We start from the raw sequence: 26,458 nt of genomic DNA, 5'->3' as shown, positions 1-26,458 counted from the left end.
CATGAGCGCCAGCCTCTGGCCGTGGCTCGCCGTCGCCGGCGCGGGCGCGCTGCATGGGCTCAATCCCTGCACCGGCTGGGCGTTGGCGGCGGCCTGCGGCATCCGCTCGCGCGACAGGCGGCACGCGCTCCGCGCGCTGGGCCCGATCGCATGCGGTCATGCCGCGTCGGTCGGCGCCGTTGCGGCGGCAGTGGCCTTGGGCTCGGCCATGGACGAGCTGTGGCTGCTGGCCGCAGCGGCGGTGCCGGTTGTTGCGCTGCTAGCGCTGCGGTGGCAGCGGCGCGCCGGCCGGCTGGGGCTGACGCTGGGGTCCTTCATCGCGGCCACGCTCCATGGCAGCGGCCTCATGCTCGTGCCGGCATTCCTGCCGTTATGCCTGAGCGCGTCGCCGGCGCGCGAGATCACGGCATCGGGCTCGCTGGCGCTGGCGCTGGCGGCCGTTGGCGTGCACATGGCGGCGATGCTGGCCGTGACGGCGGGCGCGGCGTGGGCAGCGTGCCGTGCCGCGGCCGCAGCCACTAGCATCCGCGCACGCCAACCACAAAGACCGCATGCACACCGCACCCCAGGAGACCCAAGCGCCGCCGGACAGCCTCATCGCGAAACTGGTGCCCGGCTCCTACTTCCATGACGCCTGGGCCATGCCCGCGGGCGACCCGAGCCTGTCGGCGCTGGGCCAGTTCATGAAGGCATCGGGTCGCACGCCGCGCTGGGTGTCTGCCTGCATGACGCTGCGCAACCGCGTCGTCTCGCTGTTCGGCCTGAAGAACCTGGGCGGTCTCGAAAACCTGCCACGCCACAAGGCCGAGGCCGACTACCGGCCAGGCGACCGCGTCGGCATCTTCACGCTGTTCGAGAACACGCCCGGCGAGGTGCTGCTGGGGGACAGGGACAAGCACCTGGACGTGACACTGTCCGTCCACCTGACGCCGCAGCCGGTGGGCGCGGCGCTGGTGACGCTGACCACCGTGGTCCGCGTGCACAACCTGCTGGGCCGGGCCTACATGCTGCCGGTCACGCCGATGCACCGGCTGATTGCACCGACGGTGCTGCGCGCGGTGGCGCAGAGGTGACTGGCGAATAACGAGCCGCGCTGTCATGCCTCCACGTTCCGACCCCAAACTCGGCAAGTCCTATGCGATTCGCTTCGTGCCACACAGCGACCTGTTGGTCTGCCTCGGTCAGAAAGTCAAGCTGCGGCAGCGGCTTGGGCGCGAGCACCTGGCCAACGCACTGCCGTTCTCCCATCCGTCCGAGTGTTCGATCTCGCCAGATGCCAGCTTGCTGGCAGTAAAGAACACCAGCGGTGCCATTGCTCTTTTGGACTTGCCGACCCTTCAAGTGCGTTGGATCCGCCCGCCCGCCAAGCAAGGCTGCCAGCTGCTGTTTTCGCCATGCGGCCAATACCTGGTCACCGGGTCATGGAATGGCGAGCTGATGCGTCTTGAAACGGCGTCTGGAGCGGCGCAGGTGCTGGACCGCACGGCAGGGTCGATGCTGAAGTGGGTGTCACAGTCAGAAGACCGCCTTCGGTACGTGTACGTCAAGCAGCCCATCGCCGTCGAGAGGGATTCGCCGCCTGGTGATTCCATCGTGGCACTTCGGTCATGGCCGTTCGAATCGCACCCCGAGCAACGCCTGGCTGGGCCTTGGCGCTTCGTCTGGGCGGCTGAGATATCCCCGGACGCCCGATGGCTCGCCGTGCTGCATCAACGCGAGGGGGGCGACTTTCAGGTCGACATCGTGGATCTGTCCACCGCGTTCGTGCTGTCGAGTACGCCCGTGGTCTACGGCGGAACAAACATCAGTCTGGCGTGGTCCCCGGATGGCCAGCATGTCGCCTGCGTTCGCAGCCACGGTGTGACAGTTTTTGAAGCGCCCAGCCTCCGGATTGCTAGTGAAGTGTCCTGTGCGTACGCATGCCATGTGTCCTTTTCGCCTGACGGCGAGTTCCTGGCGATTGGCGCTTGGGAACAGGGGACCGTGAAGCGGGTGACAGACCTCCTGGCCCCGCAAAGCGCCGCATCCTCGGTCTGAGAGTCATTGCACCCCACCAACAGCGCCGCGCTACCCCGCAGCAGCCTTCGATGAAGCGAGCACCACGCTCGCCAGTTGCAGGGCTGCTATCTCATGCAGCACGGCGCCACGCCAACAATTGACCTACCCCTTTCCCCATCGCGACCGATGACTGCCTCCCATCGCCTGACCGCCGACCTCATCCACACCGAGGACCAGCTGCGTGCCCTCATCGGCGATCCCGCCGCGCTGACCTGCACCAAGATCACCGACCGGCTCAACGCGGCGACCCGCCTGTACGTGGAGCGCTCGCCGTTCGTCTGCCTAGCCACCAGTGACGCTGAGGGTCGCTGCGACGTCAGCCCGCGTGGCGACCCCGCCGGCTTCGTGCGCATCCTGGACGACCGCACGCTGCTGATCCCCGAACGGCCGGGCAACCGGCTGGCGGATTCGCTGCGCAACCTGCTCGCCAATTCGCAGCTGGGCCTGCTCTTCATCGTGCCGGGGGTGACGGATACCTTCCGCGTCAATGGCCGTGCGGTGATCACCACCGATGCCGCCCTGCTCGCGCCGAGCGCCATGGAAGGCAAGGTGCCGACGCTGGGCCTGATTGTCGACATCGAGGAGGCCTACACCCAGTGCTCCAAGGCGTTCCTGCGCTCCCACCTGTGGGACCCGGCGCGCTTCGTGGCTCCCGATTCCATGCCGACCGGCGGCGAGGTGCACCGGGCCATCCAGGGTGAGGGATTTGATGCGGTGAGGTATGACCGGGAGAGGGCGGAGCGGTATGGGAAGCGGGTGGGGTTCTATTGATCCGAGGGTAGGCCGCGCGAGGAACGATGGCGTTCGGCCGGGAGCGGCAACTCGACTTGATGGTTGGCGGCTGTCATTCGGCGATTGGAAAGACCCGACTCGACAGAGTTATTACATCGTTCGGCGGTGCCCAAGCGAGCTCGACGCTGCAACGCCCGTGCGCTAATGATCGACAACGGGCGTCTCTGGCCGGTGGAGTTCCCGAGGGCAAGACGTTGCCCATCAACCGCCCAGATGCTCAACGACGAGATGAGCTCCGCCGCCGTGCGGCTGACAAACAGGCTTTGAGGGGAGCGACTTGAAATCGGACGAACACATGGTGGAGATTGGCTTCGACCGACCGTTGCGTGGCAAGGGCGCACTTCAGGCCGACAAGCTGGGGCGCAAGGGCTACGCCAGAGCCGCAGTCAATGCTCTCGGACGAGTGAACTCAACGGCTGGATTTGTTATGTCGGTCGAGGGCGCTTGGGGGAGCGGAAAAACATCGACGCTGGCGATGATCGAGGCCCTGCTTCAGGATCAACAGCCAGCGCCCGTCGTCGTGCACTTCAACCCCTGGCTTGTCGGTGACCGGGACGCGCTGCTCCGTCACTATCTTTCAAAGATTGCCGCCGAGGTGAAGTTGGCTGACCACGCTGCCGATGGCAAAAGGGTCGCGCGCGCACTCACGGCCTATGGAAAAGTGTTCGACCTCATCAAGTTGGTCCCTGGCGCCGAACCCTGGACCTCGCTGATCAAGACAGTCGTTGAGTCCGCAGGCGAGGGAGTGGACTCGATCGCCACCTACAAGACGCCTGACGTAGAGGCAAAGAAGCAGAAGGTCGAGGAAGCACTGCGGAACTTTGGGCGCCCCATCATCGTGTTCATCGACGACGTAGACCGCCTCTTCCCACTCGAGGTGTTCGAGATGGTTCGTATCGTCAAGGCAGTCGGCGATCTGCCGAACGTGGGATACGTGCTGGCGTGGGACCCGGAGTACGTGAGCGACGCGCTCAAAGCGGCGGGCGTGCCCCGTTCTGAAACGTACCTCGACAAGGTCGTCCAAGTGCGCCTCCCACTACCCGCCATCGGTCTGGAAGCGAGACGTGTCCTCATCAACGAGGCCTTGTCGCGACTGCATTCTGAAGCTCACGAGACCTACTTTAGCAACTCGCAGGACCGGCTAGGGATGCTGTACTTCTCTGGTCTTCGGGAACTGCTGGAGCAGCCGCGCGACTATGCGCGGGTCTTCAACACCGTATCCGTCATCGAGCCAGAACTTCGGGGTGAAGTCGTCTTGGCCGACATCATCGGTTTAGCAGCGCTGATGGTGAGGGCATCGCCCGTCTTCGAACTTATGCGCAAGGAGCCGCGTTGGTTCGTAGGCAGGCTCCCGGGAGATCAGTCTATGTTTGAGAAGCCGGAAGAGCTTCTCAAACAAGGGGCGGCGCAACGCGATGCGGCAATCGACCAATGCGGACTCCCGAATGCCGTCCGCAAGCTGGTGCACCGGTTGTTTCCTTTGACAGCGCGGGCGGACGACGAGTTCACGATGGGGCGCGTGCTGGATGTGGAGGGGCACATCGCAGCGCCAGCAAGGCTGCTCGTCGCGCTTCAACTCCACGTCGGCGGTGGAGACGTCAGCTTGGTCCTGGCGCGGCGGTACCTGCTGCACCCTGACCAGAGGGGCGAGATCGCCAGGTCCCTGACTCAGCAGAACTGCTTGGAGTTCTTGGAGTGCCTCGGTGACGTAGCCGAGTCCACAGGCGCCACGGGTGTCGGCGATGTCGAGAGGTTGTGCCTAGACATAGCGCGGCTGGCGGACACCGAGCCGTTTCCGGCTCGGTCCCAGGACCGATCCGAGTTGTTCCGGTTGCCTGCGGAGGATGTCGCGCTACGGGCCATCCGGTCGGTCGTCAGGACTGCAGCAGCGGATAGGGCGTCGATGCTTGCCGAGCGAATCGTTGTCGATCCGGCGGGACTTACGGTTGCCGTCGAATTGTTCGCGGCCAGCTATCTCGTCGACCGCCGAGACGGTGACGGCCTACTCTGCCCGCCCGAGTCGGAGACCAAGCTCGCGAAGGCGTTGGCAGATAACGTGCTTGGGGCCGCGAAGGCGGGCCGACTGCTGAACACCAGCAGCCCTGGTTTCGTGCTCTGGAGGCTGAGCAGCATTGCGCCAGAGAAATGTTCTGAGGTATTTGCAGCATTGAAGGCTGCTGACGCGTCACTGGACGGCTTTGCGCTGGCCATACTGGGTCACAGGTTTGACTCGACGAAAGGGCAGCGGTACTCGCTACCGGATGACCTTTCGAAGGTCGAGGCGTACTGCCCACTCAAGGCGCTCAAGCAGCACGCGAAAAAGCGCCTGGCAGATCCATCACTAGAGCTGCCAGCGAAGGCAGCTTGGCGGGCCGTAGTCGAGGAGAAGAGCATCTACGGGAGCGACGGCTCTTACGCAAGAGACTGACGCAGGGTGGACGCAAATCCGGAAGACGCTCATGCACCGGCTGATCGCGCCGACGGTGCAGCCAGCTGCGGCTCGCGAGGGGCGCGTCAGCCTGACGAGTTTGGTCATCGGCTCAGCGGCCTCGATCCTCAATGCCCACCCGCCAGCAACGCCGCATTCCCCCCCGCTGCTGCCGTGTTGACGGTCAGCGTCTGCTCCGCCGTGAAGCGGTAGAGCTGGCGCACATGGCCGGCGGCCGTGACCAGGGGCAGGATGGCGCCGCGCCTGGGGGCCAGGGCTTGCGCCAGCGTGTGCGCGGCGGCGGGGTCCGACGAAGCCAGCGCCACGCCGGCCAGTTGCGGCGCGGCGAGCAGGCCGGGCAGGGCCGAGTCGGGCAGCAGCGTCAGCGCGTTGACCGGCAGGCCGGCGCGCAGCAGGGCCTGGCGGGAACGTTCGTCGTCGCAGAGCCAGATGGCGCTGTTGCCGGCCAGCAGCGCGCTGACGACGGCGGCCAGGCCCGCATCACCCCGGCCCAGCACGGCGAAGACGCCGCGGGCGTGGTGGCGCAGCGTGTTGCTCTCGCCGGTGGGACCGGGCAGCACGACGTCGGCGAACTGCGTCTGCGCAGCCGTGAAGACGCCGCGCAGCGCGAAGGCGGTGGGTGCGTCCAGCGTATCGGCGGCGCGGCGCAGCGTGGCGATGCGGTCGGCCAGCGGCGTGTCGCGCCAGCTGGCGTCGGCGGCGACGGCCAGTGGGTCGCTGCGGCCGTCGAGTACCAGCGGCGGAGCGGGGGCGTCGAGGTGGGGCTCGGCGCAGAAGCGGTGCAGGTAGTCGGGGCCGCCGGCCTTGGGGCCGGTGCCGGACAGGCCCTCGCCGCCGAACGGCTGCACGCCCACCACGGCGCCGATGATGTTGCGGTTGACGTAGACGTTGCCGATGCGCGCCGCGTCGGCCAGGCGCTGGGCGCGGCTGTCGATGCGGGTCTGGATGCCCAGCGTGAGGCCGTAGCCCAGCGCGTTGATCTCGGCGATGACGTCGTCCACCGAGTCCTCGAAGCGCACGACATGCAGCACCGGGCCGAAGATCTCTTCGCCGAGGTGGGCGACGCGCGCCAGCTCGAAGGCGACGGGGCGGATCTGGCGCGGCATGGCCTCCGTCACCGGCGCCTCGGCGATGAGCTTGGCCTCGCGCTTGAGGCGCTCGACGTGGCGGCTGATGCCGGCGTGGGCCTCGTCGTCGATGACGGGGCCGACGTCGGTGGCCAGGTTGGCAGGCTGGCCGACGTGCAGCTGTTGCAGCGCGCCCTTCAGCATCTCGATGACGCCGTCGGCGATGCTGGACTGCACACAAAGCAGGCGCAGCGCCGAGCAGCGTTGGCCGGCCGAGCGGAAGGCGCTCTGCACGACGGCATCGATGACCTGCTCAGGCAGCGCGGTCGAATCGACGACCATCGCGTTGAGGCCGCCCGTTTCGGCAATCAGCGGGATTGGTGAGTTAGGTTTCGCCGCCAGCGCCTTGTTGATGATCTGCGCCACCGCCGTGGAGCCGGTGAAGCAGACACCGGCCGTGTGCGCGTGGGCGACGAGGCCGGCGCCGACGGTCTCGCCGGGGCCGTGCAGCAGCGCAAGCGCCTCAGCGGGCACGCCGGCCTGATGCAGCAGCTCGACGAACTTGCATGCGACGAAGGGCGTCTGCTCGGCCGGCTTGGCGGCGACGGCGTTGCCGGCCACGAGCGCAGCGACGACCTGGCCCGCAAAGATGGCCAGCGGGAAGTTCCACGGGCTGATGCAGACGAAGACGCCGCGGCCTTGCATGGCTTGTGGATCGGCCTCGGCCTGGTCGGCGTAATAACGCAGGAAGTCCACGGCCTCGCGCACTTCGGCGACGCAGTCGGCCTGGGTCTTGAAGGCCTCTTTCACCAGCAGCGCACAGAACTCTGCCAGGCGGGCGTCGAGGTCGTCGGCCGCGCGGCGCAGGATGCCGGCGCGGACGGACACGGGGCGGGCGTTCCAGGTGGCGAAGCCGTCGTGCAGGCGTTGCATGGCGGCGTCGACTTCGGCGGCCGTCGCTTCGGGCACGGCGCGCACCGACGTGCTGGCCAGCGCGGCCTGCAGCGGCGCACGCTGAGCCGGCGCGGTCAGGTCGGCGCCGGTGGAGTTGGCGCGGCCCTGGCCTTGCTCGTCCAGGTAGAGGGCCGGCGGCAGCGGCAGGGCGCTGTTGTCGCGCACGTCCAGCAGCGGCGAACCCAGCAGCTCGGGCACCTGCACACTGGGGTCGGCCAGCTGGTGGACGAAGGACGAGTTGGCGCCGTTCTCCAGCAGGCGGCGGACGAGGTAGGCCAGCAGGTCGCGGTGCTCGCCGACCGGGGCGTAGACACGGCAGGGAATGCTGCCGTCCTTCAACACCTCGCGGTACACCCCTTCGCCCATGCCATGCAGGCGCTGCATCTCGAAAGCGGCGCCGGTGGCACGAGCCATCTGCACGATGGCCGCGATGGTGCCGGCGTTGTGCGTGGCGAACTGCGGGTAGATGACGTCGGCATGCTGGATCAGCGCGCGGGCGCAGGCGAGGTAGGAGACGTCGGTGTGCTGCTTGTGCGTGAAGACCGGGTAGTGCGTCAGGCCCAGCTCCTGGGCGCGCTTGATCTCGCCGTCCCAGTAAGCGCCCTTGACCAGCCGCACCATGAAGCGCAGGCCGTGCTTGCGCGCGATGGCCGCCACCTCGTCGACGACGGCCAGCGCGCGGCTCTGGTAGGCCTGCACGGCCAGACCGAAGCCGCGCCACTGCGGATAGAGCATGGCGATGCGCGCGGCCAGCGTGTCCAGCACGTCCAGCGACAACTCCAGGCGGTCGACCTCCTCGGCATCGATGGTCAGGTTGATGTCGGCGCTGGCGGCCAGCTCGATCAGCTCCCACACGCGCGGCAGCAGCTCGGCGAAGACGCGCTCGCGCTGCAGCACCTCGTAGCGGCTGAACAGCGCGCTGAGCTTGATGGAGATGCCATCCGACGCCTCGGGGCCGCCAGCGCGACGGGCGGCGGCAATGGCATTGATGGCGCCCACATAGGCCGCGTGATAACGGCGGGCGTCGTTCTCGGTGCGGGCGCCTTCGCCCAGCATGTCGTAGCTGAAACGCAATTGCTTCTGCGCCTTGCGCGCGTCGTCCGCCTCGTCCATGGCCTCGCGGATGTTGCGGCCCAGCACGAACTGACGGCCCAGCAGCTGGATGGCGCGCACAGTGGCCGCCACGACGGTCTGCGCACCCAGGCGCTTGAACAGCCCGCCATCGTCCTCCGCCCCGGGCAGGAAGCGCTTGGACATGGAGATGGCCGAGGCCGACAGCGCGGCCAACATCTTGTGCGGGCTGCCTTCGCTGGCACCTTCAAAGTCCGCGCGGCCGAGCTGGTCGGCGGTCAGCGCGATGGCCGTGGGCGCGTCGGGCACGCGCAGCAGSGCTTCGGCSAGSCGCATCAGSGCSAGGCCCTCGGCGCTGGTGATGGGGTACTCGCGCAGCAGCGACTCCATSGCCCAGAACGGCGCCGGGTTGCGCCTCACCTGCTCCACCCAGGGCGCGGCCATGGCGATGACGCCGGGCCAGTCCAGTGCCTCACCCACGCGCGCGGCCAGGGCCTGCACGACGCCGGCTTCCGCCCGGTAGGGGTCCGGCAGGCGGGGCAGTTCGGGCGGGGCGGCGAAGGTGGGCATGGCTTACTCCTGGTGAGATCAGCAATGTATTCAGAGCGCCATTGAATTAAATTTCAACAATCGCGCGATGCGCCGAACTAAATCCATATGAGCGACGAACCCCGACTGGACAAGACCGACGCCCGCATCTTGCGCGCCTTGCAGGCTGACGGACGCATTTCCAACCTCAAGCTGGCCGAGGAGGTGCACCTCTCACCCACCGCCGTGCTGGAGCGCGTCAAACGCCTGACGCGCGACGGCTACATCCTGGGCTACGAGGCGCGGCTGAACCCGGCCAAGCTGGGCGCGGCCATGCTCGTCTTCATCGAAATCCACCTGGACCGCACGGTGCAGGACGTGATGGACACCTTCAAGGCCGCCGTCCAGGCCCGCCCCGAGATCCTGGAGTGCCACCTGGTGGCCGGCGGCTTCGACTACCTGCTCAAGACCCGCGTGCGCGACATGAGCGCCTACCGCGAGTTCATCGGCAGCGTGATCTGGACATTGCCAGGAGTGAGGGAAACGCGCACTTATGCCGTGATGGAAGAGGTGAAGGCGACGAATGCGTTGGCGTTCTGAGGCAGGCGGGCCCGGGGCGACATCACAATCAACCGCATGGATATCCGGCATCAACCGGCCTGGATTCGCTGGCGAGAGGCCGTCGAGGCGGCTGAACTTGGCATCTGGGACCTGCGCCCGGAACTCGAGACCGTTCACTACTCCCCGCAGTGGAAGCTGCGGCTGGGCTTCCCCGACCCGCACCGCGCAGACAGCACGCATTTCTGGCGCTGCCGGGTCCATCCCGCGGACCTGGAACCCATGCTGGCCGCGATGCGCGCGCATGCGCAGGACGCGCAGCCCGGCTACGAGGCCACGTTCCGCCTGCGCAGCAACGGTTCAGGCTACCGCCTGATGCACTCCCGCGGCCGCATCATCGAGCGCGGCGCTGACGGGCGGGCGCTGCGCATGGTCGGCACGATGGTCGACCTGACCGACCGCGCGCCCTCGCCCCAGGGCGGCCTGGCCGACGGGCCGAGAGGGCCGATGACGGGGGCGGCGTTGGCGCTGCCGTTCCACCTGCTGCTGGCGGACCCGGCAGGCATGAAGACCGAGCAATTCACGCAGGAGCGGGATCGGGTGCTAGGCCTGGTGGAGGACCTGCTGCAGGCCTCGATGGCGCAGCTGGAGGCCTTGCGCACGCCCGGGCCATAACGGCCTTAGCCGAGGTGCTGGCCAAGGAAGCGCATCGCCCTGTCCCACGCCTGCTGCGCCCAGGCTGCGTCGTACTGCGTCTTGGCGATGCGCCCCGGCCCCTGCGCCTCCTCGTTGGCAAAGGCGTGGTGGGCCAGGTAGCGGTGGCCCTCGTAGCGCACACCGACTTCGGCGAACTTGGCCTCCAGGCCGTCCACGCCGCTGATCGCGAAGAACTCGTCCTGCGTGGCCCAGTGGGCCTGCAGCGGGATGTTGATCTTGCTGGCGTCCACATATTCCAGCGGCGGCATGCCGTACCAGATGACGGCGGCGGCGGCCTCGGGCACCAGCGTCGACGCCAGCACCGTCAGTGCGCCGCCCATGCAGTAGCCGGTGATGCCCACCTTGCCGCTGCCCAGTTGCAAACCCTTCAGATAGTTCACCGCACCGCGCACGTCCTGCGAGGCGGCGTCGCCGAAGTTCAGCTCCCCCATCAGGTGGCTGGCCTCTTCGGCCTCGACGGTGCTCTTGCCCCGGTAGAGGTCGGGCACCAGCGCCGTGAAGCCGGCCGACGCGAAGCGCTGGGCCACGCCGCGGATCTGGTCGTTCAGGCCCCACCACTCCTGGATGACGACGACGGCGCCGAGCGGGTTGGCCGCCTCGGCCAGGTAGCCGGACACGGACGCGCCGTCGGGGCGCTGGAACTGGACGGTCTGAGCCATGCGAACTCCTGAAACTCGGTTGGGCGCAGCAGCCTAACCTGCGCGACACCGGGTTTTCCCGTCGGCGGCGAGAATGCGCGCTGACCATGAAGATAGAACGCATCGTTTCCACCCGCCTGCCAACGCCCCATGGCGAGTTCGCCATCCACGGCTTCCGCGAAAGCGACAGCGGGCAGGAGCACGTCGTGCTGAGCATGGGCGACCTCACCGGCGACGAACCGCCGCTGGTGCGCGTGCACTCCGAATGCGTGACGGGGGAGGTCTTCGGCTCGCTGCGCTGCGACTGCCGGCCGCAGCTGGAGAGCGCCATGGCGCGCATCGCGTCGCAAGGCCGCGGCGCCATCGTCTACATGCGCGGCCACGAGGGGCGCGGCATCGGCCTGGTGCAGAAGCTGCGCGCCTATGCCGAGCAGGACGCCGGCGCCGACACCATCCAGGCCAACACCCAGCTGGGCCTGCCCATCGACGCGCGCCGCTACGACGCCGCCGCCTGCATGCTGCGCGCCCTGGGCGTGCACCGCATCCGTCTGCTGACCAACAACCCGCTGAAGGTGGCGGCGCTGGGCGAGTTCGGCATCGAGGTCGTGGAGCGCGAGTCGTCGCTCACGGCACCCGGCCCGGAGAACGAGCGTTATCTGCGCACCAAGCAGGACCAGATGGGCCACCTGGCCGACTGGTTCGATTGAATGTGAACACGCCATGTCCGATCGCCCAAAACGGACATGGCGTGTGGTGGCTTGCTCAGCGCCAGCGCATCGCGCTACGCGCTGATCAGCCGGCGCATCAGCGGTTCTTGGAACCCTGCTGCTGGCTGGACTTGCCGCCCTGCTGCTGGTCCTGGTTGTCGCGGTTGGCCGAGCCACCGCCCTGTTGAGGCGTGTCGCGGCCCGAGCCGGACTGGTTTTGCTGGCCAGGGTTTTGGTCCCGGTTCTGGCCGCCTTGCTGGATGTTCTGACCGCTCTGCGGCTGCTGCTTGTCGCTGGATTGGCGCTGGTTGGACATTGCTTCTTCCTTCACATCGAGATCGGGCGACACACCGTGCGCCGCCCTATCCAGCACCTTAGGCCGCATGCTGCGGATGCGTGTAGGAAGAGGTGCCGCGCGGGCCGGGAAATCGCAAGCCGAGGCGACGAGTTGTGCCGTCAGGTTGGGTCAGGCTGCGAAACGCATCGGATGCAACCAGGCGTGCCCGGATTCCTCATGCCTACACCGCCTCAGGGCTGGCGCGCATAGCTCTTCGTCAGTGCCTCCCAGGCATGGCCGTCGGGCTCACGCCAGTAGAGGAGGCGCCCGCCGCCGTAGGTGTTGATCTGGAAGTCGTCCGGCCCGCCCGGTGTGCTGCGCCAGGCGATGCCCAGGGCCTTCAGCCGCGCTAACAGTGCGTCGAATTCGGCGTCGTCGACTCGAAACGCGTAGTGCTGCAACGGCACGGCCGCGTCCGCCGCGACTTCGTCGAAGTCCACCGTCAGGTCGTCCGACACATAGACGGCGCTGAACGGCCCCACCGCCGCCTGCGCGGCCCAGGGCACGTCCAGGATGGCAGCCAGCCGCTCGGCGGCGGCGCGGCGGTCGCGGGCGGGGATGAGCAGATGGTCAAGGGCGATGGGCATGGCGTCTGTCTCCTCAGGCAGCTGCGCACTTGGCGACGGTGTCCCAGGTGCGGGTGGTGATGTCCTGGCCGAAGGTTTTCTCCAGCAAATGCATGAAGACCGGGCCCTTCTCGTTGGGCACGTAGACGCACATCACCTCGCCGCCGATGCGCTTGAGGATGCAGGCGTCGTGCGTGGCCAGCGGCAGCGGCACCTCCGCCACCGCCCCGGGGGTGCGCAGAAAGGTCACGACGCGCTTGCCGCCGGCCGGCAGGTCGAACTCGGCAAAGGGGTCGGCCTGGATGAGCTGCTGCAGGTGGGCGCTGGGGCGCACCAGGGTCACGAAGCTGCGCCCCAGCCCGTCCTTCATTGCCTTCTCCACCCGCTTCTGCAACACCGGGGCCGGCAGCGTCCGCGCCACCGTGAAGGCCACGTTGCCGCTGCTCAACAGCGTCTTCACGTCGGCCAGGCCAGCGGCCTCCAGGCTGCGCTTGAGGTCAGGCATGCTGCAGTTCATCGGGCTCACGCCTCGGAGCAGGGCGACGTAGCGGGGCATGGCGACCTCAATGGTTGGAATGACCGCCACGATACCTAAGGCAACGCTGAACAAGTCCCTCGCGCGCAGCGCATCCCTGCTTCGGCGGTCTGCGGCGTTGCAAATGCTCGCCATAGCTAGCTATGGCTGTGCTTTGCGCCTTGCAGCCCATCCCAAACCAGGGCGCGCTGCATCGCGGGGACTTATTCAGCGTTGCCCTAAGGTCGTGCACGCCGTGACGCCGAGCGGGCGAGCGCGGCAAAAGCCACGCCACGCGCGCCGGGTTTGCTGCGCGGCTACATCCATGGCGCCAGGCGCTCTATAAGATCCAACGACGTTGACAGCGCAGTCTACGGAGCCGATCGGCCCGTGAATGCCAGTCGCCGCCCTGTGTCAGACGCGGGGCAAAAAAGCACGCGGGTTGGGCACTGATGCCGCACCCGTTCAGGGGGAAGTCGTGGCCACGCGTTCGCTTGATGAGCCTCTGAGCGAATCCCCGCAGCCGGCGCCCGCACTGCCGCTGCGGCTCATGCTGAGCTTCACGCCGGAGAGCTTCGAGCAGCGTTTCGGCGCGCACTACGTCGCCTTCTACTACCGCTACGCCCAGGCCGCGCTGCTGCTGGGCCTGCTGCTGGTCATCGGCGACTTCCTCGTCGACTGGCTGGCCGCGCCCGGGCTGGCGGCCAACTGGCTGCGTCTGCAGGTCGCGCTGCCGGTGCTGCTGCTGGGCCTGGCCTACACCTTCCTGCCCCAGGCCCGCCGGCACTGGCAGGAGGTGCTCGCAGGCTTCATCGTCGCGCTGTCGCTGTGCCTGTTCTGGATCCTGCTGCGCATCGACGCCGAGGGCGGCCATGGCCTGAGTTCCTGGGTCGGCATCCTCAACTTCACCTTCCTGGAGTTCTATTGCTTCATCGTGCTGGGCCTGCAGTTCCGCGTCGCGCTGGTCGTGGGCGTGGTGGTGCTGTGCGCCTTCGGCGCCACGATGTGGTGGCACCCAAGCCAGTCCAGCGCCGAGCTGGCCTACTGGTCCTACCACGTCGTCACGCTGTTCATGCTGGCGGCCGGTGTCGGCTGGTGGCGCGAGTTCATCGTGCGCAAGGACTTCTCGGCGCAGTGGGCGCTGGAGCAGGCGCGCGCCGCCGCCGAGCAGCTGGCGCAGACCAAGAGCGCCTTCCTCGCCACGATGGGCCACGAGATCCGCACGCCGCTGAACGGCGTGCTGGGCATGAACGAGCTGCTCATGGCCAGCCCGCTCGACCCCGAGCAGCGCGCCTGGGCCGACGCCGTGCGCGTCTCGGGGCGGCACCTGCTGGCGCTGATCAACGATGTGCTGGACGTCTCCAAGATCGAGGCCGGCCACCTGGCGCTGGAGGAGGTGGCGTTCGAGCTGCCGCAGGTCATCGAGGACGTGCGCCTGATGTTCGCGCAGCCCGCCCAGGCCAAGGGCTTGACGCTGCAGATGGGCTGTGACCCGGCGCTGGGCGCCACGCACCTGCTCGGCGACCCGCTGCGGCTGCGCCAGATCGTGGCCAACCTCGTCGGCAACGCCATCAAGTTCACACAGCAAGGCGGCGTCACCGTGCGGGTCGAGCAGGCCGCCGCAAGCGATGGCTGGGCGCCGGTGCGCATCGCCGTCGAGGACACCGGCATCGGCATTCCGCCCGAGGCGCAGGGGCGCATCTTCGAGCGCTTCTCGCAGGCGGACGGGTCGACGACGCGCCGCTTCGGCGGCACCGGCCTGGGCCTGGCCATCTGCCGCGAACTGGCGGCGCTGATGCAGGGCCATGTCGAGGTGGACAGCCACGTGGGCCAGGGCACGCGCTTCACGGTCGACGTGAAGCTGCGCGTGGCGAGCGACGGCGACCCCGCCGCCACCCCCGAGGCCGCCCCCACGCGGTTGCAGGGCACCGTGCTGCTCGCCGAGGACCACCCGGTGAACCGCGCCGTCGCCATCGGTATGCTGCGCCGGCTGGGGGTGGCCTGGCAGGTGGCCGAGGACGGCGTTGCGGCCGTCGAGCTGGCGCGCCTGCATGACTTCGACGCCGTGCTGATGGACTGCCAGATGCCGCTCATGGACGGCTACGCGGCCACCCGCGCCATCCGCGCCCTGCCCGATGACCGTGGCCGCCTGCCCATCGTCGCCCTCACCGCCAACGCCACGGCCGAGGACATGGCCCGCTGCCGGGATGCCGGCATGGACGGCTTCGTCGGCAAGCCCTTCACGCTGGCCACGCTGGCGGCGGCGCTGGCTCCCTGGCTCGAAGCCGGCACGGGCCCCGCGCAGGCGGCTGTCGCGCCGGCCCCGTTGCCGGCAGGCCGGGCCAGCATCGACTCGGCCGTCATCGCCACGCTGATCGACCTGGACGAGGCCGGCGGGTCGGCGCTGCTGCGCGAGGTCGTGTCCGGCTTCCTGGAGGCCGCCGGGCCCGGGCTGACGACCATCGCCACCGCGCTGGCCGAGGGCCGGCCGCAGGACGCCGCCCGCCTGGCCCACACGCTGAAATCGACCGCCAGCAATGCCGGCGCCCGCGCGCTGTCCCGGCAGTTCGGCGAGGTCGAGCGCTGCGCCCGCAGCGAAGACCTGCGCAGTGCTGGGCAGTGGCTGGGCCAGGCCCGCCAGGAGCATGCGCAGGTGCAGACCGAGCTGGCCGGGCTGCTGCGGGAGCTGGCGTGAACGCCGCTGCGCCGCCTCCAGCCAGCCCGGTGGATGCGGTGCCCACGCGGGTGCTTTTTGCCGACGACGAGGCCGGCACGCGCTCGCTGATGCGGGCGGCGCTGCGCAAGCTGGGCCTGGACGTCACGCTGGCCGCCGACGGCCGCGAGGCGCTCGACGCCTTCCGGCAGCTGCCGCACACCATGGTGCTGCTCGATGTCGACATGCCGGAGCTCGATGGCTACGAGGTCTGCCGCCTGCTGCGCGCAGAGGCCGGCGACCTGCTGCCCATCGTCATGGTCACCGGCAGGGACGACGTCGCCTCGGTGCAGCGGGCCTACGAGGCCGGCGCCACCGACTTCATCGTCAAGCCGATCAACTGGTCCATCCTCGGCCATCGCGTCAGCCACCTGCTGCGCAACTACGAGACGCAACGCGAGCTGCACGCTGCCGAAGCCCGCACCAAGGCCATCCTGCAGGCGCTGCCGGACCTGCTCGTCGAGCTGGATGCCGACGGGCGCTTCCTCGAATGCCATGCCCCGGCTTCGGAGGACCTGGCCCACCATCTGCAGGCCTTGCCCGGCCGCACCGTCAGCGAGGCGCTATCGCCCAAGCTCATCGAGCTGACGATGTCGGCCATTGCGGAGGCAGCCCGGACGGGGCGCTCCACGGGCCGGCAGTACCGGCTGCACCTGCCCGGCGGGGACCGCTGGTTCGAACTGTCGATGGCGCGCAAGTCCGGCGAAGGCGAGGCGCGCTTCATCGCCCTGTCACGCGACATCACCGAGCGCAAGGCCGCCGAGAGCCACATCGGCCAGCTGGCCGAATCGCTGCACCACGCCAACGTCGACCTGCGCCGGGCCAACGATGAGTTGCAGCGGCAGGCCTTCCAGGACCCACTGTCCGGCCTGCCCAACCGGGCCTTGCTGAACGACCGGCTGCAGCAGGCGCTGCGGCGCATTTCGGCAACGCCCGAAGACGCGAAGCTGGCCGTGCTGTTCATCGACCTGGACGGCTTCAAGCCCATCAACGACTCCTTCGGCCATGCCTGCGGCGACGAGGTGCTGCGCGAGGTGGCCAAGCGGCTGCGCGCCATCGTGCGCGAAAGCGACGTGCTGGCGCGACTGGGTGGTGACGAGTTCGTCGCGCTGATCGAGTCGCCGGACGCCGGGTCGGATGCGCTGCGCCTGGGAACCCGCATCATCGAAGCGCTGAAGCGGCCGTTCGCCGTGCGGGACCAGAAGCTCGCGCTGTCCTGCTCGATCGGCGTCGTCGTCTACCCCGACCAGGAGCGCTCCGGCGACCGCCTGCTGGCCTGTGCGGACGCCGCCATGTACGCCGCCAAGCGCGTCGGCGGCAGCGCCTGCGTGCTCTACGACGCCAGCATGCTGGACGGCGGGACCGAGCAGGTGCTCATGCAGCAGGCGCTGCGCGAATCGCTGGAGCGCGGCGACCTGATGCTCTTCTACCAACCCAAGGTCGACAGCGTGCATGGCCGCATCTACGGGCTGGAGGCGCTGCTGCGCTGGGAGCACGAACGCTTCGGGTCCGTGCCGCCCAGCGTGTTCATCCCGCTGGCGGAGCGCTTCGGCCTGATCGGCGCCCTCGGCAACTGGGTGCTGGAGCAGGCCTGCGCGCAGCTGGCGAGCTGGCATGCGCAGGGCCTGCACACGCGCATCGCCATCAATCTGTCACCGCACCAGCTGCGCCAGGCTGACCTGGTCGAACGCATGACGCAGGTGCTGCGCAAGCACAAGCTGCACCCGGGCCGGCTGACCTGCGAGATCACCGAGTCGGCCATGATGGAAAACTCCGTCGAGGAGCGCGGCACGCTGGACCGCATCGCCGCGCTGGGCGTGCGCCTGTCCATCGACGACTTCGGCACCGGTTACTCGTCGCTCGCCCACCTGCGCCACATCCCGGCGCGGCAGCTGAAGATCGACCGCAGCTTCGTCGTCGACCTGACGGCCAGCGCCGACGCCCGTGCGGTTGTCGAGGCCATCGTGCAGCTCGCCCACGCCGTGCGCATGGAAGTCGTGGCCGAAGGCGTCGAGAGCGAGGAGCAGTTGCAGGTGCTGCGCGACCTGGGCTGCGACGTGCTGCAGGGCTTTCACATCGCCAGCCCGATGCCGGCCGATGCCGTGCCGGTGTGGATGTCGACACGCGAGAACGCGCGGCGCGAGGGTGTGGATACCAGCTTCGACACTTTGCCCGGGCATATGACGCAGTTCTGAGGCGCCTGCCGGGCTCTGGGTTCAGTGAATACCGGGCTCCTAGGTGGGGCTCTTGCGAGACGGGGACTGATACCCCTGTTCGGCGCGCGCGCGGCAATGCATCATGCGCCAGCGCATTCTCCTAACGCCAAAACTATTCGCACACCTCGTTCCGAGGGAGAAAGGCCCCATGCCCAAGCCGCTCTATCTCCATCCGTTCCTGGACCCAAACCACTACATGGGCATGTTGGGCAAGACGCTTGGCGTGCAATCGGCCAAGCTGTCATTGCACTTCGTCGCGCCCACCTTCGGCTCCGCTCGGTTCAGATACCTGGGTGAAATGGGCAGGAACTCCGTCGACTTGGCGAACTACACCAACGCCACGGACCGGATCTACGTCATGGGCCATTGCTCTCCCGGCAGCCATGAACTGTCGACGGAATCCTGGGGAAATGACGGCATCAGAACTGGCGATGAGTCCTGCGCCTACGATGAGCTTCACACCCTGTTCCAGCGGCACGGCCTGCCCCGCGCGTCCAATGTGGTCATCCGCATTCACGCCTGCTACAGCGCCCGCAGCGATCCGGCCGGCGCGGACAACAGCTTCGCCCATCTGTTGAAGAATTGCATGAACAGAACGCATCCTAACGTCACGATCCAGGGGTACGACTCTTCCGTGGGGATGTACCTCGGCTATCGCTGGGGGAAGTACCCCTTGAGTTCGGCCAACAAGCACCGGATCACGATCCCATAGTCGATATGGCGACAAGGTCAGGTTTCGGGCCTGAAACCGTCGCTCACTTCTCAAGTCAATCCACCTCAGCCAACGCCCGCCGCGTCACCTCGTCCGTCGGGAACAGATGCTCCACCTTCAGCGACGCCAGCGTGATGTCCAGCGGCGTGCCGAAGCTGGTGATGGTGGAGAAGAAGCTCAACACACGCCCGTCCGCCGCGCGCAGCCGGAAGGCCAGCACGGGCAGCTGGCTGCTGGTCTCGGCCGTGGTCCAGGGCTCCAGCGTCGGGCGCAGCTCGTCGAGCAGCGCGCGCAGGCGCGGCAGGTGCTCGGCCTCGCGGCTGGCGCGGGCCCACATCTCGTTGCACAGCCAGGCCTCGTCCACGCACATCGTGCGCAGCCCGCCCGGCGCGAAGACGGCGCGCAGCAAGTTCAGCGGCTGGCTCAGCATCTCGTCGGCCGGCAGGCCTAACAGCGCCATCAGCCGGGCCAGGCCGGCGTTGGCCATGACGACGTTGTAGTCGCCGTCCAGCACCAGCGCGGGCGCCGCGCCGTTGGCGTGGATGAGCTGCTCCAGCGCCGCGCGCACCGGCGCCATCTCGGGCGCATCCAGCGCGCGCTCGGCGTGGGCCGGCGCGTAGCCGGCGGCGAGCAAGGCCTGGTTGCGTTCCTCCAGCGAGGCGCCCAGCGCGTCGAGCAGGGCGATCAGCGTCTCGCGGCCTGCGCGGGAGCGGCCGGTCTCTATGCAGCTGAGGTGGCGTTGCGAGACACCGGTGCGCAGCGACAGCTCCAGCTGGCTGACGCGGCGGCGCTTGCGCAGGGCGGCGAAGGTGGCGGTCATGCGGCGCATTCTGCGGCGGGCGCGGTCGTCGCGGCCATGACCTCCGAGGTCATTGCGACGGTGCGCGCCGCTGCCGACGATGGCGCTACCCCAACCCACCGGAGATCACCATGCGACCCATCCTCTTCCTCGCCCTCGCCGCCTTCGGCGCCTTCTCGCTCTACGCGATGTGGCAGGTCGGCTACCTCGGCATCTGGCAGGCCGGCATGGCCAGTGTGGGCGCCTGGCAGGTGCTGCTGGACCTGGTCCTCATGTCCTTCATCGCGCTGGGCTTCATCGTGCGCGACGCGCGGCAGACGGGCCGCACGGTCTGGCCTTTCGCGGTGCTCACCATCGCGGCCGGGTCGTTCGGGCCGCTGCTGTATCTGCTGCTCGCGCCGTCCGGGCGCGCGGCGTTCAAGGCGCCTTCGGCAGCCTCAGCCTAGGCTGTCAATGGCCGCCTGCAGGTTGGCGCGCGCCGCGGCCTCAAGGCGCGCGCCCAGGGCCGGCGTGCCGTAGAGCGCCGGCCGCGCGAGAAAGCCCGCCAGGATGGCGCCGCGCTTCTCGTTGAAGACGGCCGGCGGCACATGGGCGTATTCGACGCCGATCTGCGCCTCGTACTCGGCAAAGCGTGCCGGCGCGGCGCCGAGGATGGCGAGGTCGATGTCGACGAGCAACTGCTCGTCGGGCGTGGCCGGTGCGGCGCTGTGGCGTGTGGCCAGCACCAGGGCTTCCACGCGGTCGGCGGCGTCGACGGCGGCGCCGGCATCCAGCAGCGCGTCGCGCGCCCAGTCGGCACTGCGGACCTCGTTGTCATGCCGATGCACGTCGTAGATCGCGTCGTGGAACCACAGCGCGATCTCGATTTCGGCTGGGCGTTCGGCCAGGTGGCGAAGTTCGTCGAACAGCGCAAGGCATTCGGCGAGGTGCTGCTGCGAGTGATAGGCCCTGTGGCGCTCGGCATAACGGTCCAGCAGCTCGGTGTGCAATGAGTCACTCGGGGCGGCGCCAAGTGCCCTCCACGCGGCGCGCCAGCTCACGAGATCGAGGCTCATGCCGTCGGCTGCCCGAACATCATGCGATGCCCGTCGAGGGTGCGGATGCCGAACTCCCGCATGCCCCAGGTCTCGTCGCGCAACGGCTTGATGAACTCGACGCCACGGGCCTGCCATTCGGCGTACAGCGCGTCGATGGCATCGACCTGTACGTAGGCGAAGTAGCTGTGGTCGCCCAGCTGCGCAGGTGCGAGTGCGTCGGGGCATTCGCCGGCCATGATGACGCAGGCATCACGCTCCAGCCAGCACCAACCCGGGTCGCCCATGTCGTGGACGGTGAAGCCCAGCACGTCGCAATACCAGGCAGCGGACCGCGCCAGGTCAGGCACGGCGAGGACGTAGCGGGGGTGGGTCAGTGGCATGTGGGCATGTTAGGCATGCCGGAGCGATGCGAGGAGCGCGGTCGTTGGGGAGTCTCTGAGGTGGCGGCTTGAGGCTGCTCTGTGACATTCGCGTGCCGATGCATGAGCGGCAGCAACGAAGCGGTATACCTGCAGGCGCCGTGCTGCAACGCCAGAGCGAACTGAGCACCGAATTGATAGAGGCTTCCCAAGGCGAGCGCTATGACCACAGCACCACCGCGTGCCTGCCTGGCAACCTACGGTGGCTGCGGTGTCAAGGTCGCATCCAGTTGGCCGAGTTTCTCGACGACGAGATCAATGAACGCCGACACCGCCAGGGGCAGATGACGCCGACTGGGGTAGAGCACAGTGAGGCCGTGTCCGGGACGCTGGTATTCGGGCAGCACGGGAACAAGGCGTCCGGCCCGCAGGTCATTGATGATGACGGCCCTCGGAAGCAGCGTGATCCCCAGCCCAGCCAGCGTGGCCTTGCGAAGGGCCTGCGCCGTGTTGCCGCTGAAGCGAGCGGCAACCTGCACAGCCTCATCGATGCCGTCTGGTCCGGCCAACCGCCAGGTCGCATCACTGCTGCCAGACTGTGTGAACGTCACGCAATCGTGTTCCAGCAGGTCCTGTAGCGCGTTGGGCGCACCCCTCGCTGCCAGGTAGCCCGGGCTGGCCACCAGGCCGTCGTTGCCGGTGCAGAACACATGCCGCCCGACGTATGCCGAGTCCTCAAGGGGACCGCCACGAAACGCCACGTCGATGCGATCCGCGATCAGGTCCGCCTTTGAATCGCTCAGCACCAAGGCGAGTCGAACCTTGGGATAAGTTGCCAGGAACTCGGCGATCCACTCCATCACGAACAAGTCGAGAAAGTCGGCCGGGGCGCCAACGCGAACAAGTCCACTCGGCTCCCGGCTTCCCGAGCTCAGCTCTTGCCCGGCTTCGAAAAGTCCGGTGACCAGACCGGCGCAACGCGCGTTGAACTCCTCGCCTGCGCTGGTGAGCGTGAGCTTGCGGGTCGAGCGTTGCAACAGCCGGGTGCCGAGGTGTTGCTCGAGCCCCTGGACGCGCCTGCTGACGGTGTTCGATGGCACGCCAAGCTGCCGCGCCGCGCCCGCAAAGCTGCCGCTGCGCACGACGCGCACGAACAAGGCGATGTCGTTCAGATCGAGCATGAGCACCTATTCATTCGATTTTTGGACGGATGCACTCCGATAGCACCGCCTAGTACATCGATCCTAGCGCTCCTATCGTTCACGCATCGAATGCAGCAGCCCAGGCGTCATGCCTTCGCCGAGCGCACTTCACATCAAAGCCAAGGACGACCGATGACCGCATCACAAGCCATTTCTGGCAATCCGACCCTCGATCAAGCATCGAGCGCCGGCGTGCGGGCCATCGTCCACCGCACGCATGGAAGCACCCATGGACCGATCACGCGGCTGGTGAGCCCGAGTGACCTCGGCAAGCTCTTGAAGCCGTTCGTGTTTCTCGACCTCAACAGTTTCGACCCCGATGTTGGCAGCCAGGGTTTCGCAATGCATCCGCATTCGGGCATCGCCACGCTGACCTTCGTGATGACAGGCAACCTTCGCTACGAAGACACGACCGGCAAGAAGGGCGTGCTGCCCGCTGGCGGCGTGGAGTGGATGCGCTCAGGCAACGGCGTGTGGCACATCGGTGCACCCGTCGGCGACGTGCAGATGTCGGGCTTTCAACTCTGGGTCGCCTTGCCGCCCTCGGAAGAGAACGCACACGCGGAAAGCCTTTACCTGGCACCTTCAGATGTTCCACACGAAGGCCCGGCTCGTGTGCTGCTGGGAAGCTACGGCAAGGCCCATAGCCCGATTCCAGCGCCTTCGGGCATGAACTACTTGGCCGTGAGCTTGAAGGACGGCGGACGCTGGCGGTACACGCCGCCCGCCGGCCACACCGTGGCCTGGTTTGCGGTCAGCGCGGGAGGAGTCGACGTGAATGGGATGGTGGGCACCGGTGAACTCGCCGTGTTCGAGGAATCGGAGCAAGCCATCGACTTCGTCGCCCACGGCGACACGTCCTTCGTCCTCGGCTCGGCGGTGAAGCATCCACACGACTTGGTGATGGGCTACTACTCGGTGCACACCAGCAAGGCCGCCCTCGCACAGGGGGAGGCCGAGATTCAGCGCATCGGCGCTGAGTTGCGGCGTGACAAGCGGATCGGCTAAAGCACCGTCATCGGTGTCGACCGCTCGGTTCCCACCGAGTTATTTGCGAATTCAGCAACCAACCAATTGAAGTTATTTGCCCACCTGGGCCGCACCATGACGCACGTACTGGCCGACGACATATTCATGCGCTGGAATGCACGATCCCCCGCAGCCTAGAACAGCACATCTAGTTCCCCATTTGAAAGTATCAGCCCATCGGAGAATCACATGAAGCGTAGAGAGATGCTTATTAGCGGCGCCGCAGTTGGCGGAGCGACATTGCTGACAACGGCGGCGACAGCAGCAAACAAAGCCGCCACTGATGCAGGCGGTGTATCCAGCTCCAAAACCAAAGGAAATGACATGACAAACAAGTGGATGATTGAGCCCAACGATGCTGTGTTGCTGCTGATAGATCATCAGAGCGGCTTGTTCCAGTTGGTCCGTGATATGGAGTACAGGGAACTCCGCAACAACGTAGTTGCGCTTGCGAAGGTAGCGAAGATCGCCAAGATCCCGACCGTTGTAACGGCATCAGTTCCCGACGGTGCTAATGGCCCGAGCATTCCCGACATCCTTCTGAGCAACCCCGATGCGGTGTACGTTCCGCGTAACGGCCCGATCAACGCGTGGGATCACCGCCCCTTTGTCGAAGCCATCGAGAAGACCAAGCGGAAGACACTGCTCATCGCAGGCACGCTCACGAGCATTTGCATGGTATTTCCTGCACTCAGCGCCCTCGCAGAGGGATACAAAGTGTTCTGCATCGTGGATGCCTCGGGTAATTGGTCGAAGATGGCAACCGACATCTCCATTGCCCGGGTCACGCAGGCGGGCGCAATGCCAATTGACACATTCGCGGCGATTACGGAGGTGATGCACACGTGGAATCGCCCAGACGCGATGGAATTCGCCAAAGTCTTTGTCGACCACGTCGAACCCGCATATGGGGCGTTGTTTGAAAGCTATTACGCGGCACAGAAAGCCGTGAAATAGCTTCAGACAAAAACTGGACTTGGGCCACCTGGCGACAGGTGGCCCCTCAGCCTTCCGTAGCGCTGTCCGAAGAGGTCGACGGCGGTGGCTGTCGCCAATGCGCCAGCGCCAGTTGTCGTGAAGACCGCTTATTGGCGGTTTGCGTGAGTTCGAGCGAGGGCAACGAACGGCAGCACCGCTGCAAAGCCGCCCCTCACGCGACCTCGACCACCACCCGTGGCCACCGCTCGGTGTAGCGCTTGCCCTCGCAGCGCTGCCGGTAGGTGTCGATGCTGACGCGCAGCGGATTGCGGCGGATGCGCATGCTCAGCAGGTCGGCGAGGCCATGGGGCGCGATGACGTGCAGCGCGTCGACGCCGTCCAGCCAGACACCCACCGCCGTGGCCGGCTCGGGCCAGCTGGCGATGGCCTCGTCCAGCGAGCACAACGGTTCAACGGCATGGCCGAAATGGCGCTCGAACCACAGGTGCACGCCGGCCTGGTTGGTCACTTCCCAGGGCAGGCCGGGGCAGAGTTCGGTGAGGCGGGCTTGCAGCGCCGCGTCACGCGCAGGGCTGAGGTCGTGCGCGCAGAAGTAGGCGAGGTCCACATCGGCCAGCTCGGAACGCGGCTGGCCGTGCAGCGCGTCCCACACGAGGTTGCGCAGCGCGCCGGCGCCTATGCACCATTGCGCCAGGCCCAGCTCGCGGCCGGCATGCAGCGCGGCCATGAACCACGGGGTCTCACGCACCAGTGCGGTCACGCGTGCGACATCGCTCACCGGTCGCGTTCCCGCTCCTGCAAGGCCCGCCACATCACCTTGCCCGCGCCGCTCTTGGGCAGGCTGTCGACGAACTGGATGCGGGCCGGCACCTTGTAGGCGGCCATGTTGGCGCGGCACCAGTCGCGCAGCTCTTCTTCCGTCAACGCCTCGTGCCCCGCGCGCTTGACGATGACGGCCTTGACGGTCTCGCCGCGGTAGGCGTCGGGCGCGGAGACGATGCAGGCTTCGGCGATGCCGGGGTGTGCGTGCATGAGGTTCTCCACCTCGGCCGGCCAGACCTTGAAGCCSSWCGCGTTGATCATGCGCTTGAGGCGGTCGGTCATGAAGAAGTAGCCGTCGGCGTCGACGAAACCGATGTCGCCGGTGCGGAAGAAGCTTTTGCCCTCGAACTCGATGAAGACGGCGCGCGTGGCCTCAGGCTGGCGCCAATAACCGTCAAAGACCATGGGGCCGTGGACGATGATTTCGCCGGCCTCTCCGACCGGCAGCTCGCGCAGCGTGTCGGGGTCGACGACGCGGGCGTCGCAGCTCAGATAGGGCACGCCCAGGCATTGCTGCTTGGGCGCGTCGTAGGGGTTGCCATGGCTGGGCGCGGCGGTCTCGGTGAGGCCGTAGCCTTCCATGTAGCGCAGGCCGTAGCGCTGCCACAGCCGCTCGGCGATGGCCTGCGGCATGGCCGCACCGCCGCCGCCGATGGTGACGATGCTGCTCAGGTTGAAGCTGTCCACCTGCGGGCTGGCGAGCAGGTCGATGACCATGGTGGGGATGTTGGTCCAGCGCGTGACGCGGTAGGTGGCGATGAGGCGGGCCGCGTACTCGCGCTGCCAGCGCGGCATCAGCACCAGGCAGGCCCCCGCGGCGAGCGTGCCGTGCATGACGACGACCATGCCGGTGATGTGGAACATGGGCACGACACCCAGCACCACGTCCTCGTGGCAGACGTTGGCCCACAGCGCGCCGGCGAAGACGTTGTGCTGCAGGCTGCTGTGCCGGTGCATGCAGCCCTTGGGGTTGCCGGTGGTGCCGCTGGTGTAGCCCAGCAGCGCGAGGTCATCGGCGCCCACGTCCAGCACGGGCGGCGCGGCGGTGCAGGCCAGGGCGTCTGCCCAGGTGGGGGCACCGTCGGGCAAGGCGATGTCGGCATTAAGCCAGTCGGCCCAGCCGGCCGGCAAGCCCTGGCCATCGGTGCGCCCGCCGGGCAGCACTTCGGCCAGGCGCGTGACGAGCAGGTCCTTGGCGGCCATGCCGGCGGACAGCCATTCGGCGCTGAGGTCGGCACTGGTGATGGCGAGCACGCCGCCGCTGTCCTCGATGAGGTGCCGCAGCTCCGCCGCCTTGTTCATCGGGTTGACCGGCACGATGACGGCGTTGGCGCTGAGGATGGCGCAATGGGCGACGACGAGCTGCGGGCAGTTCTGCAGGCCGACGAGCACGCGGTCGCCCTTGCGGATGCCGCGCTCGGCCAGCCACGCGGCCAGGCGCGCGACCTGCGCGGCCAGCTCGGCGTAGGTTGTCGTGTGTCCCAGGAAGACGAGGGCGGGCCGGTGCGGAAAGCGGCGCGCGCTGACCAGCAGGTTGTCGGGCAGGGCCGTGGCCGGCGGGGCGATCGCGTGAGGTACGCGGGCGGGCCAGAACTTGTGATGGGCGCGGGTCATACGTGCACCCTTCGCGCTACGCGCTGTCCCGCCAAGCGGGAATGAGCCCTTTCGGGCGGC

Annotated in this window: 25 protein-coding genes; 14 read left to right on the top strand and 11 right to left on the bottom strand. The window is 67.7% G+C overall.

Going from position 1 to position 26,458, the window contains the following annotated elements:
* Position 1 precedes the first annotated feature (1 nt).
* The 5 genes from ACXRVZ_RS18360 (at position 2) to ACXRVZ_RS18340 (ending at position 5,278) form a co-directional block, all read left to right on the top strand.
* Complete coding sequence (locus tag ACXRVZ_RS18360) at positions 2 to 631, top strand: hypothetical protein (protein WP_457417883.1); 630 nt, start codon at positions 2 to 4, stop codon at positions 629 to 631.
* Complete coding sequence (locus ACXRVZ_RS18355; protein WP_457417881.1) at positions 552 to 1,073, top strand: DUF2867 domain-containing protein; 522 nt, start codon at positions 552 to 554, stop codon at positions 1,071 to 1,073. The genes ACXRVZ_RS18360 and ACXRVZ_RS18355 overlap by 80 nt, the downstream gene beginning before the upstream one ends.
* Positions 1,074 to 1,098: 25 nt before the next feature.
* Positions 1,099 to 2,037, top strand: coding sequence for a WD40 repeat domain-containing protein (locus ACXRVZ_RS18350; RefSeq protein WP_457417879.1), 939 nt, complete (start codon positions 1,099 to 1,101; stop codon positions 2,035 to 2,037).
* Positions 2,038 to 2,184: 147 nt separating this feature from the next.
* On the top strand, positions 2,185 to 2,829 hold the full coding sequence (locus ACXRVZ_RS18345; RefSeq protein ID WP_457417877.1) for a pyridoxamine 5'-phosphate oxidase family protein: 645 nt from the start codon (positions 2,185 to 2,187) through the stop codon (positions 2,827 to 2,829).
* 298 nt (positions 2,830 to 3,127) lie between these two features.
* Positions 3,128 to 5,278 carry a KAP family P-loop NTPase fold protein gene (locus ACXRVZ_RS18340; protein WP_457417875.1) on the top strand — a complete coding sequence of 717 codons (2,151 nt, stop codon included), beginning with the start codon at positions 3,128 to 3,130 and terminating at the stop codon, positions 5,276 to 5,278.
* 128 nt (positions 5,279 to 5,406) lie between these two features.
* Here the strand turns inward: ACXRVZ_RS18340 and ACXRVZ_RS18335 are convergent, their stop codons facing one another.
* Positions 5,407 to 8,961, bottom strand: a complete 3,555-nt coding sequence (locus ACXRVZ_RS18335; protein WP_457417873.1) for an L-glutamate gamma-semialdehyde dehydrogenase — start codon at positions 8,959 to 8,961, stop codon at positions 5,407 to 5,409.
* Positions 8,962 to 9,048: 87 nt separating this feature from the next.
* Between ACXRVZ_RS18335 and ACXRVZ_RS18330 the strand changes: the two genes are divergently transcribed.
* A complete protein-coding gene (locus tag ACXRVZ_RS18330; protein ID WP_457417871.1) occupies positions 9,049 to 9,519 on the top strand; it encodes an Lrp/AsnC ligand binding domain-containing protein in 471 nt (156 codons plus the stop codon).
* 36 nt (positions 9,520 to 9,555) lie between these two features.
* Entirely contained in the window at positions 9,556 to 10,152 is a 597-nt protein-coding gene (locus ACXRVZ_RS18325) for a PAS domain-containing protein (protein ID WP_457417869.1), read from the top strand.
* A 5-nt stretch (positions 10,153 to 10,157) separates the two neighbouring features.
* On the opposite strand, the gene ACXRVZ_RS18320 is transcribed toward ACXRVZ_RS18325, so the two are convergent.
* The gene (locus ACXRVZ_RS18320) at positions 10,158 to 10,853 is read right to left on the bottom strand and encodes a dienelactone hydrolase family protein (protein WP_457417867.1); all 696 of its coding nucleotides are present in this window, start codon (positions 10,851 to 10,853) and stop codon (positions 10,158 to 10,160) included.
* Between the two features lie 86 nt (positions 10,854 to 10,939).
* Between ACXRVZ_RS18320 and ribA the strand changes: the two genes are divergently transcribed.
* The gene (gene ribA / locus ACXRVZ_RS18315) at positions 10,940 to 11,539 is read left to right on the top strand and encodes a GTP cyclohydrolase II (protein ID WP_457417865.1); all 600 of its coding nucleotides are present in this window, start codon (positions 10,940 to 10,942) and stop codon (positions 11,537 to 11,539) included.
* A gap of 97 nt (positions 11,540 to 11,636) precedes the next feature.
* On the opposite strand, the gene ACXRVZ_RS18310 is transcribed toward ribA, so the two are convergent.
* From ACXRVZ_RS18310 to ACXRVZ_RS18300, 3 genes are all read right to left on the bottom strand, one after another.
* Positions 11,637 to 11,855 carry a hypothetical protein gene (locus ACXRVZ_RS18310; protein WP_457417863.1) on the bottom strand — a complete coding sequence of 73 codons (219 nt, stop codon included), beginning with the start codon at positions 11,853 to 11,855 and terminating at the stop codon, positions 11,637 to 11,639.
* Between the two features lie 212 nt (positions 11,856 to 12,067).
* Positions 12,068 to 12,463, bottom strand: coding sequence for a VOC family protein (locus tag ACXRVZ_RS18305; RefSeq protein WP_457417861.1), 396 nt, complete (start codon positions 12,461 to 12,463; stop codon positions 12,068 to 12,070).
* Positions 12,464 to 12,476: 13 nt separating this feature from the next.
* Positions 12,477 to 12,998, bottom strand: a complete 522-nt coding sequence (locus ACXRVZ_RS18300) for a DUF1697 domain-containing protein (RefSeq protein WP_457417859.1) — start codon at positions 12,996 to 12,998, stop codon at positions 12,477 to 12,479.
* Positions 12,999 to 13,506: 508 nt separating this feature from the next.
* Between ACXRVZ_RS18300 and ACXRVZ_RS18295 the strand changes: the two genes are divergently transcribed.
* The 3 genes from ACXRVZ_RS18295 (at position 13,507) to ACXRVZ_RS18285 (ending at position 18,597) form a co-directional block, all read left to right on the top strand.
* Complete coding sequence (locus tag ACXRVZ_RS18295; RefSeq protein ID WP_457417857.1) at positions 13,507 to 15,651, top strand: ATP-binding protein; 2,145 nt, start codon at positions 13,507 to 13,509, stop codon at positions 15,649 to 15,651.
* The gene (locus ACXRVZ_RS18290) at positions 15,648 to 17,864 is read left to right on the top strand and encodes a putative bifunctional diguanylate cyclase/phosphodiesterase (protein WP_458232674.1); all 2,217 of its coding nucleotides are present in this window, start codon (positions 15,648 to 15,650) and stop codon (positions 17,862 to 17,864) included. Before ACXRVZ_RS18295 ends, ACXRVZ_RS18290 begins: the two co-directional genes overlap by 4 nt.
* A 169-nt stretch (positions 17,865 to 18,033) precedes the next feature.
* The gene (locus tag ACXRVZ_RS18285) at positions 18,034 to 18,597 is read left to right on the top strand and encodes a hypothetical protein (RefSeq protein ID WP_457417853.1); all 564 of its coding nucleotides are present in this window, start codon (positions 18,034 to 18,036) and stop codon (positions 18,595 to 18,597) included.
* A gap of 55 nt (positions 18,598 to 18,652) precedes the next feature.
* On the opposite strand, the gene ACXRVZ_RS18280 is transcribed toward ACXRVZ_RS18285, so the two are convergent.
* Positions 18,653 to 19,417, bottom strand: a complete 765-nt coding sequence (locus tag ACXRVZ_RS18280; protein WP_457417851.1) for a helix-turn-helix domain-containing protein — start codon at positions 19,415 to 19,417, stop codon at positions 18,653 to 18,655.
* Between the two features lie 110 nt (positions 19,418 to 19,527).
* On the opposite strand from ACXRVZ_RS18280, the gene ACXRVZ_RS18275 reads away from it, so the two are divergent.
* Positions 19,528 to 19,842 (top strand): DUF2834 domain-containing protein, encoded by a 315-nt coding sequence (locus ACXRVZ_RS18275; protein ID WP_457417849.1) that lies wholly within the window; start codon positions 19,528 to 19,530, stop codon positions 19,840 to 19,842.
* On the opposite strand, the gene ACXRVZ_RS18270 is transcribed toward ACXRVZ_RS18275, so the two are convergent.
* The 3 genes from ACXRVZ_RS18270 to ACXRVZ_RS18260 form a co-directional block, all read right to left on the bottom strand.
* The gene (locus ACXRVZ_RS18270; RefSeq protein ID WP_457417847.1) at positions 19,834 to 20,451 is read right to left on the bottom strand and encodes an HD domain-containing protein; all 618 of its coding nucleotides are present in this window, start codon (positions 20,449 to 20,451) and stop codon (positions 19,834 to 19,836) included. The two genes, ACXRVZ_RS18275 and ACXRVZ_RS18270, sit on opposite strands and share 9 nt — an antisense overlap.
* Positions 20,448 to 20,813, bottom strand: coding sequence for a VOC family protein (locus tag ACXRVZ_RS18265; protein WP_457417845.1), 366 nt, complete (start codon positions 20,811 to 20,813; stop codon positions 20,448 to 20,450). The genes ACXRVZ_RS18270 and ACXRVZ_RS18265 overlap by 4 nt, the downstream gene beginning before the upstream one ends.
* Before the next feature lie 236 nt (positions 20,814 to 21,049).
* A complete protein-coding gene (locus ACXRVZ_RS18260) occupies positions 21,050 to 21,973 on the bottom strand; it encodes a LysR family transcriptional regulator (protein ID WP_457417843.1) in 924 nt (307 codons plus the stop codon).
* Positions 21,974 to 22,126: 153 nt separating this feature from the next.
* Between ACXRVZ_RS18260 and ACXRVZ_RS18255 the strand changes: the two genes are divergently transcribed.
* On the top strand, positions 22,127 to 23,002 hold the full coding sequence (locus tag ACXRVZ_RS18255) for a pirin family protein (protein ID WP_457417841.1): 876 nt from the start codon (positions 22,127 to 22,129) through the stop codon (positions 23,000 to 23,002).
* Positions 23,003 to 23,347: 345 nt separating this feature from the next.
* Positions 23,348 to 23,980, top strand: a complete 633-nt coding sequence (locus ACXRVZ_RS18250; RefSeq protein ID WP_457418399.1) for an isochorismatase family protein — start codon at positions 23,348 to 23,350, stop codon at positions 23,978 to 23,980.
* Between the two features lie 193 nt (positions 23,981 to 24,173).
* On the opposite strand, the gene ACXRVZ_RS18245 is transcribed toward ACXRVZ_RS18250, so the two are convergent.
* Positions 24,174 to 24,740, bottom strand: coding sequence for a nucleotidyltransferase family protein (locus ACXRVZ_RS18245; protein ID WP_457417839.1), 567 nt, complete (start codon positions 24,738 to 24,740; stop codon positions 24,174 to 24,176).
* Entirely contained in the window at positions 24,737 to 26,398 is a 1,662-nt protein-coding gene (locus ACXRVZ_RS18240) for a long-chain-fatty-acid--CoA ligase (RefSeq protein WP_458232673.1), read from the bottom strand. Before ACXRVZ_RS18240 ends, ACXRVZ_RS18245 begins: the two co-directional genes overlap by 4 nt.
* Positions 26,399 to 26,458: the final 60 nt, after the last annotated feature.

Source organism: Roseateles sp. P5_E8 (genome assembly GCF_054177665.1).
Note: the sequence above shows the minus strand (reverse complement) of the source record. Positions and strands in the feature narration are given on the sequence as shown.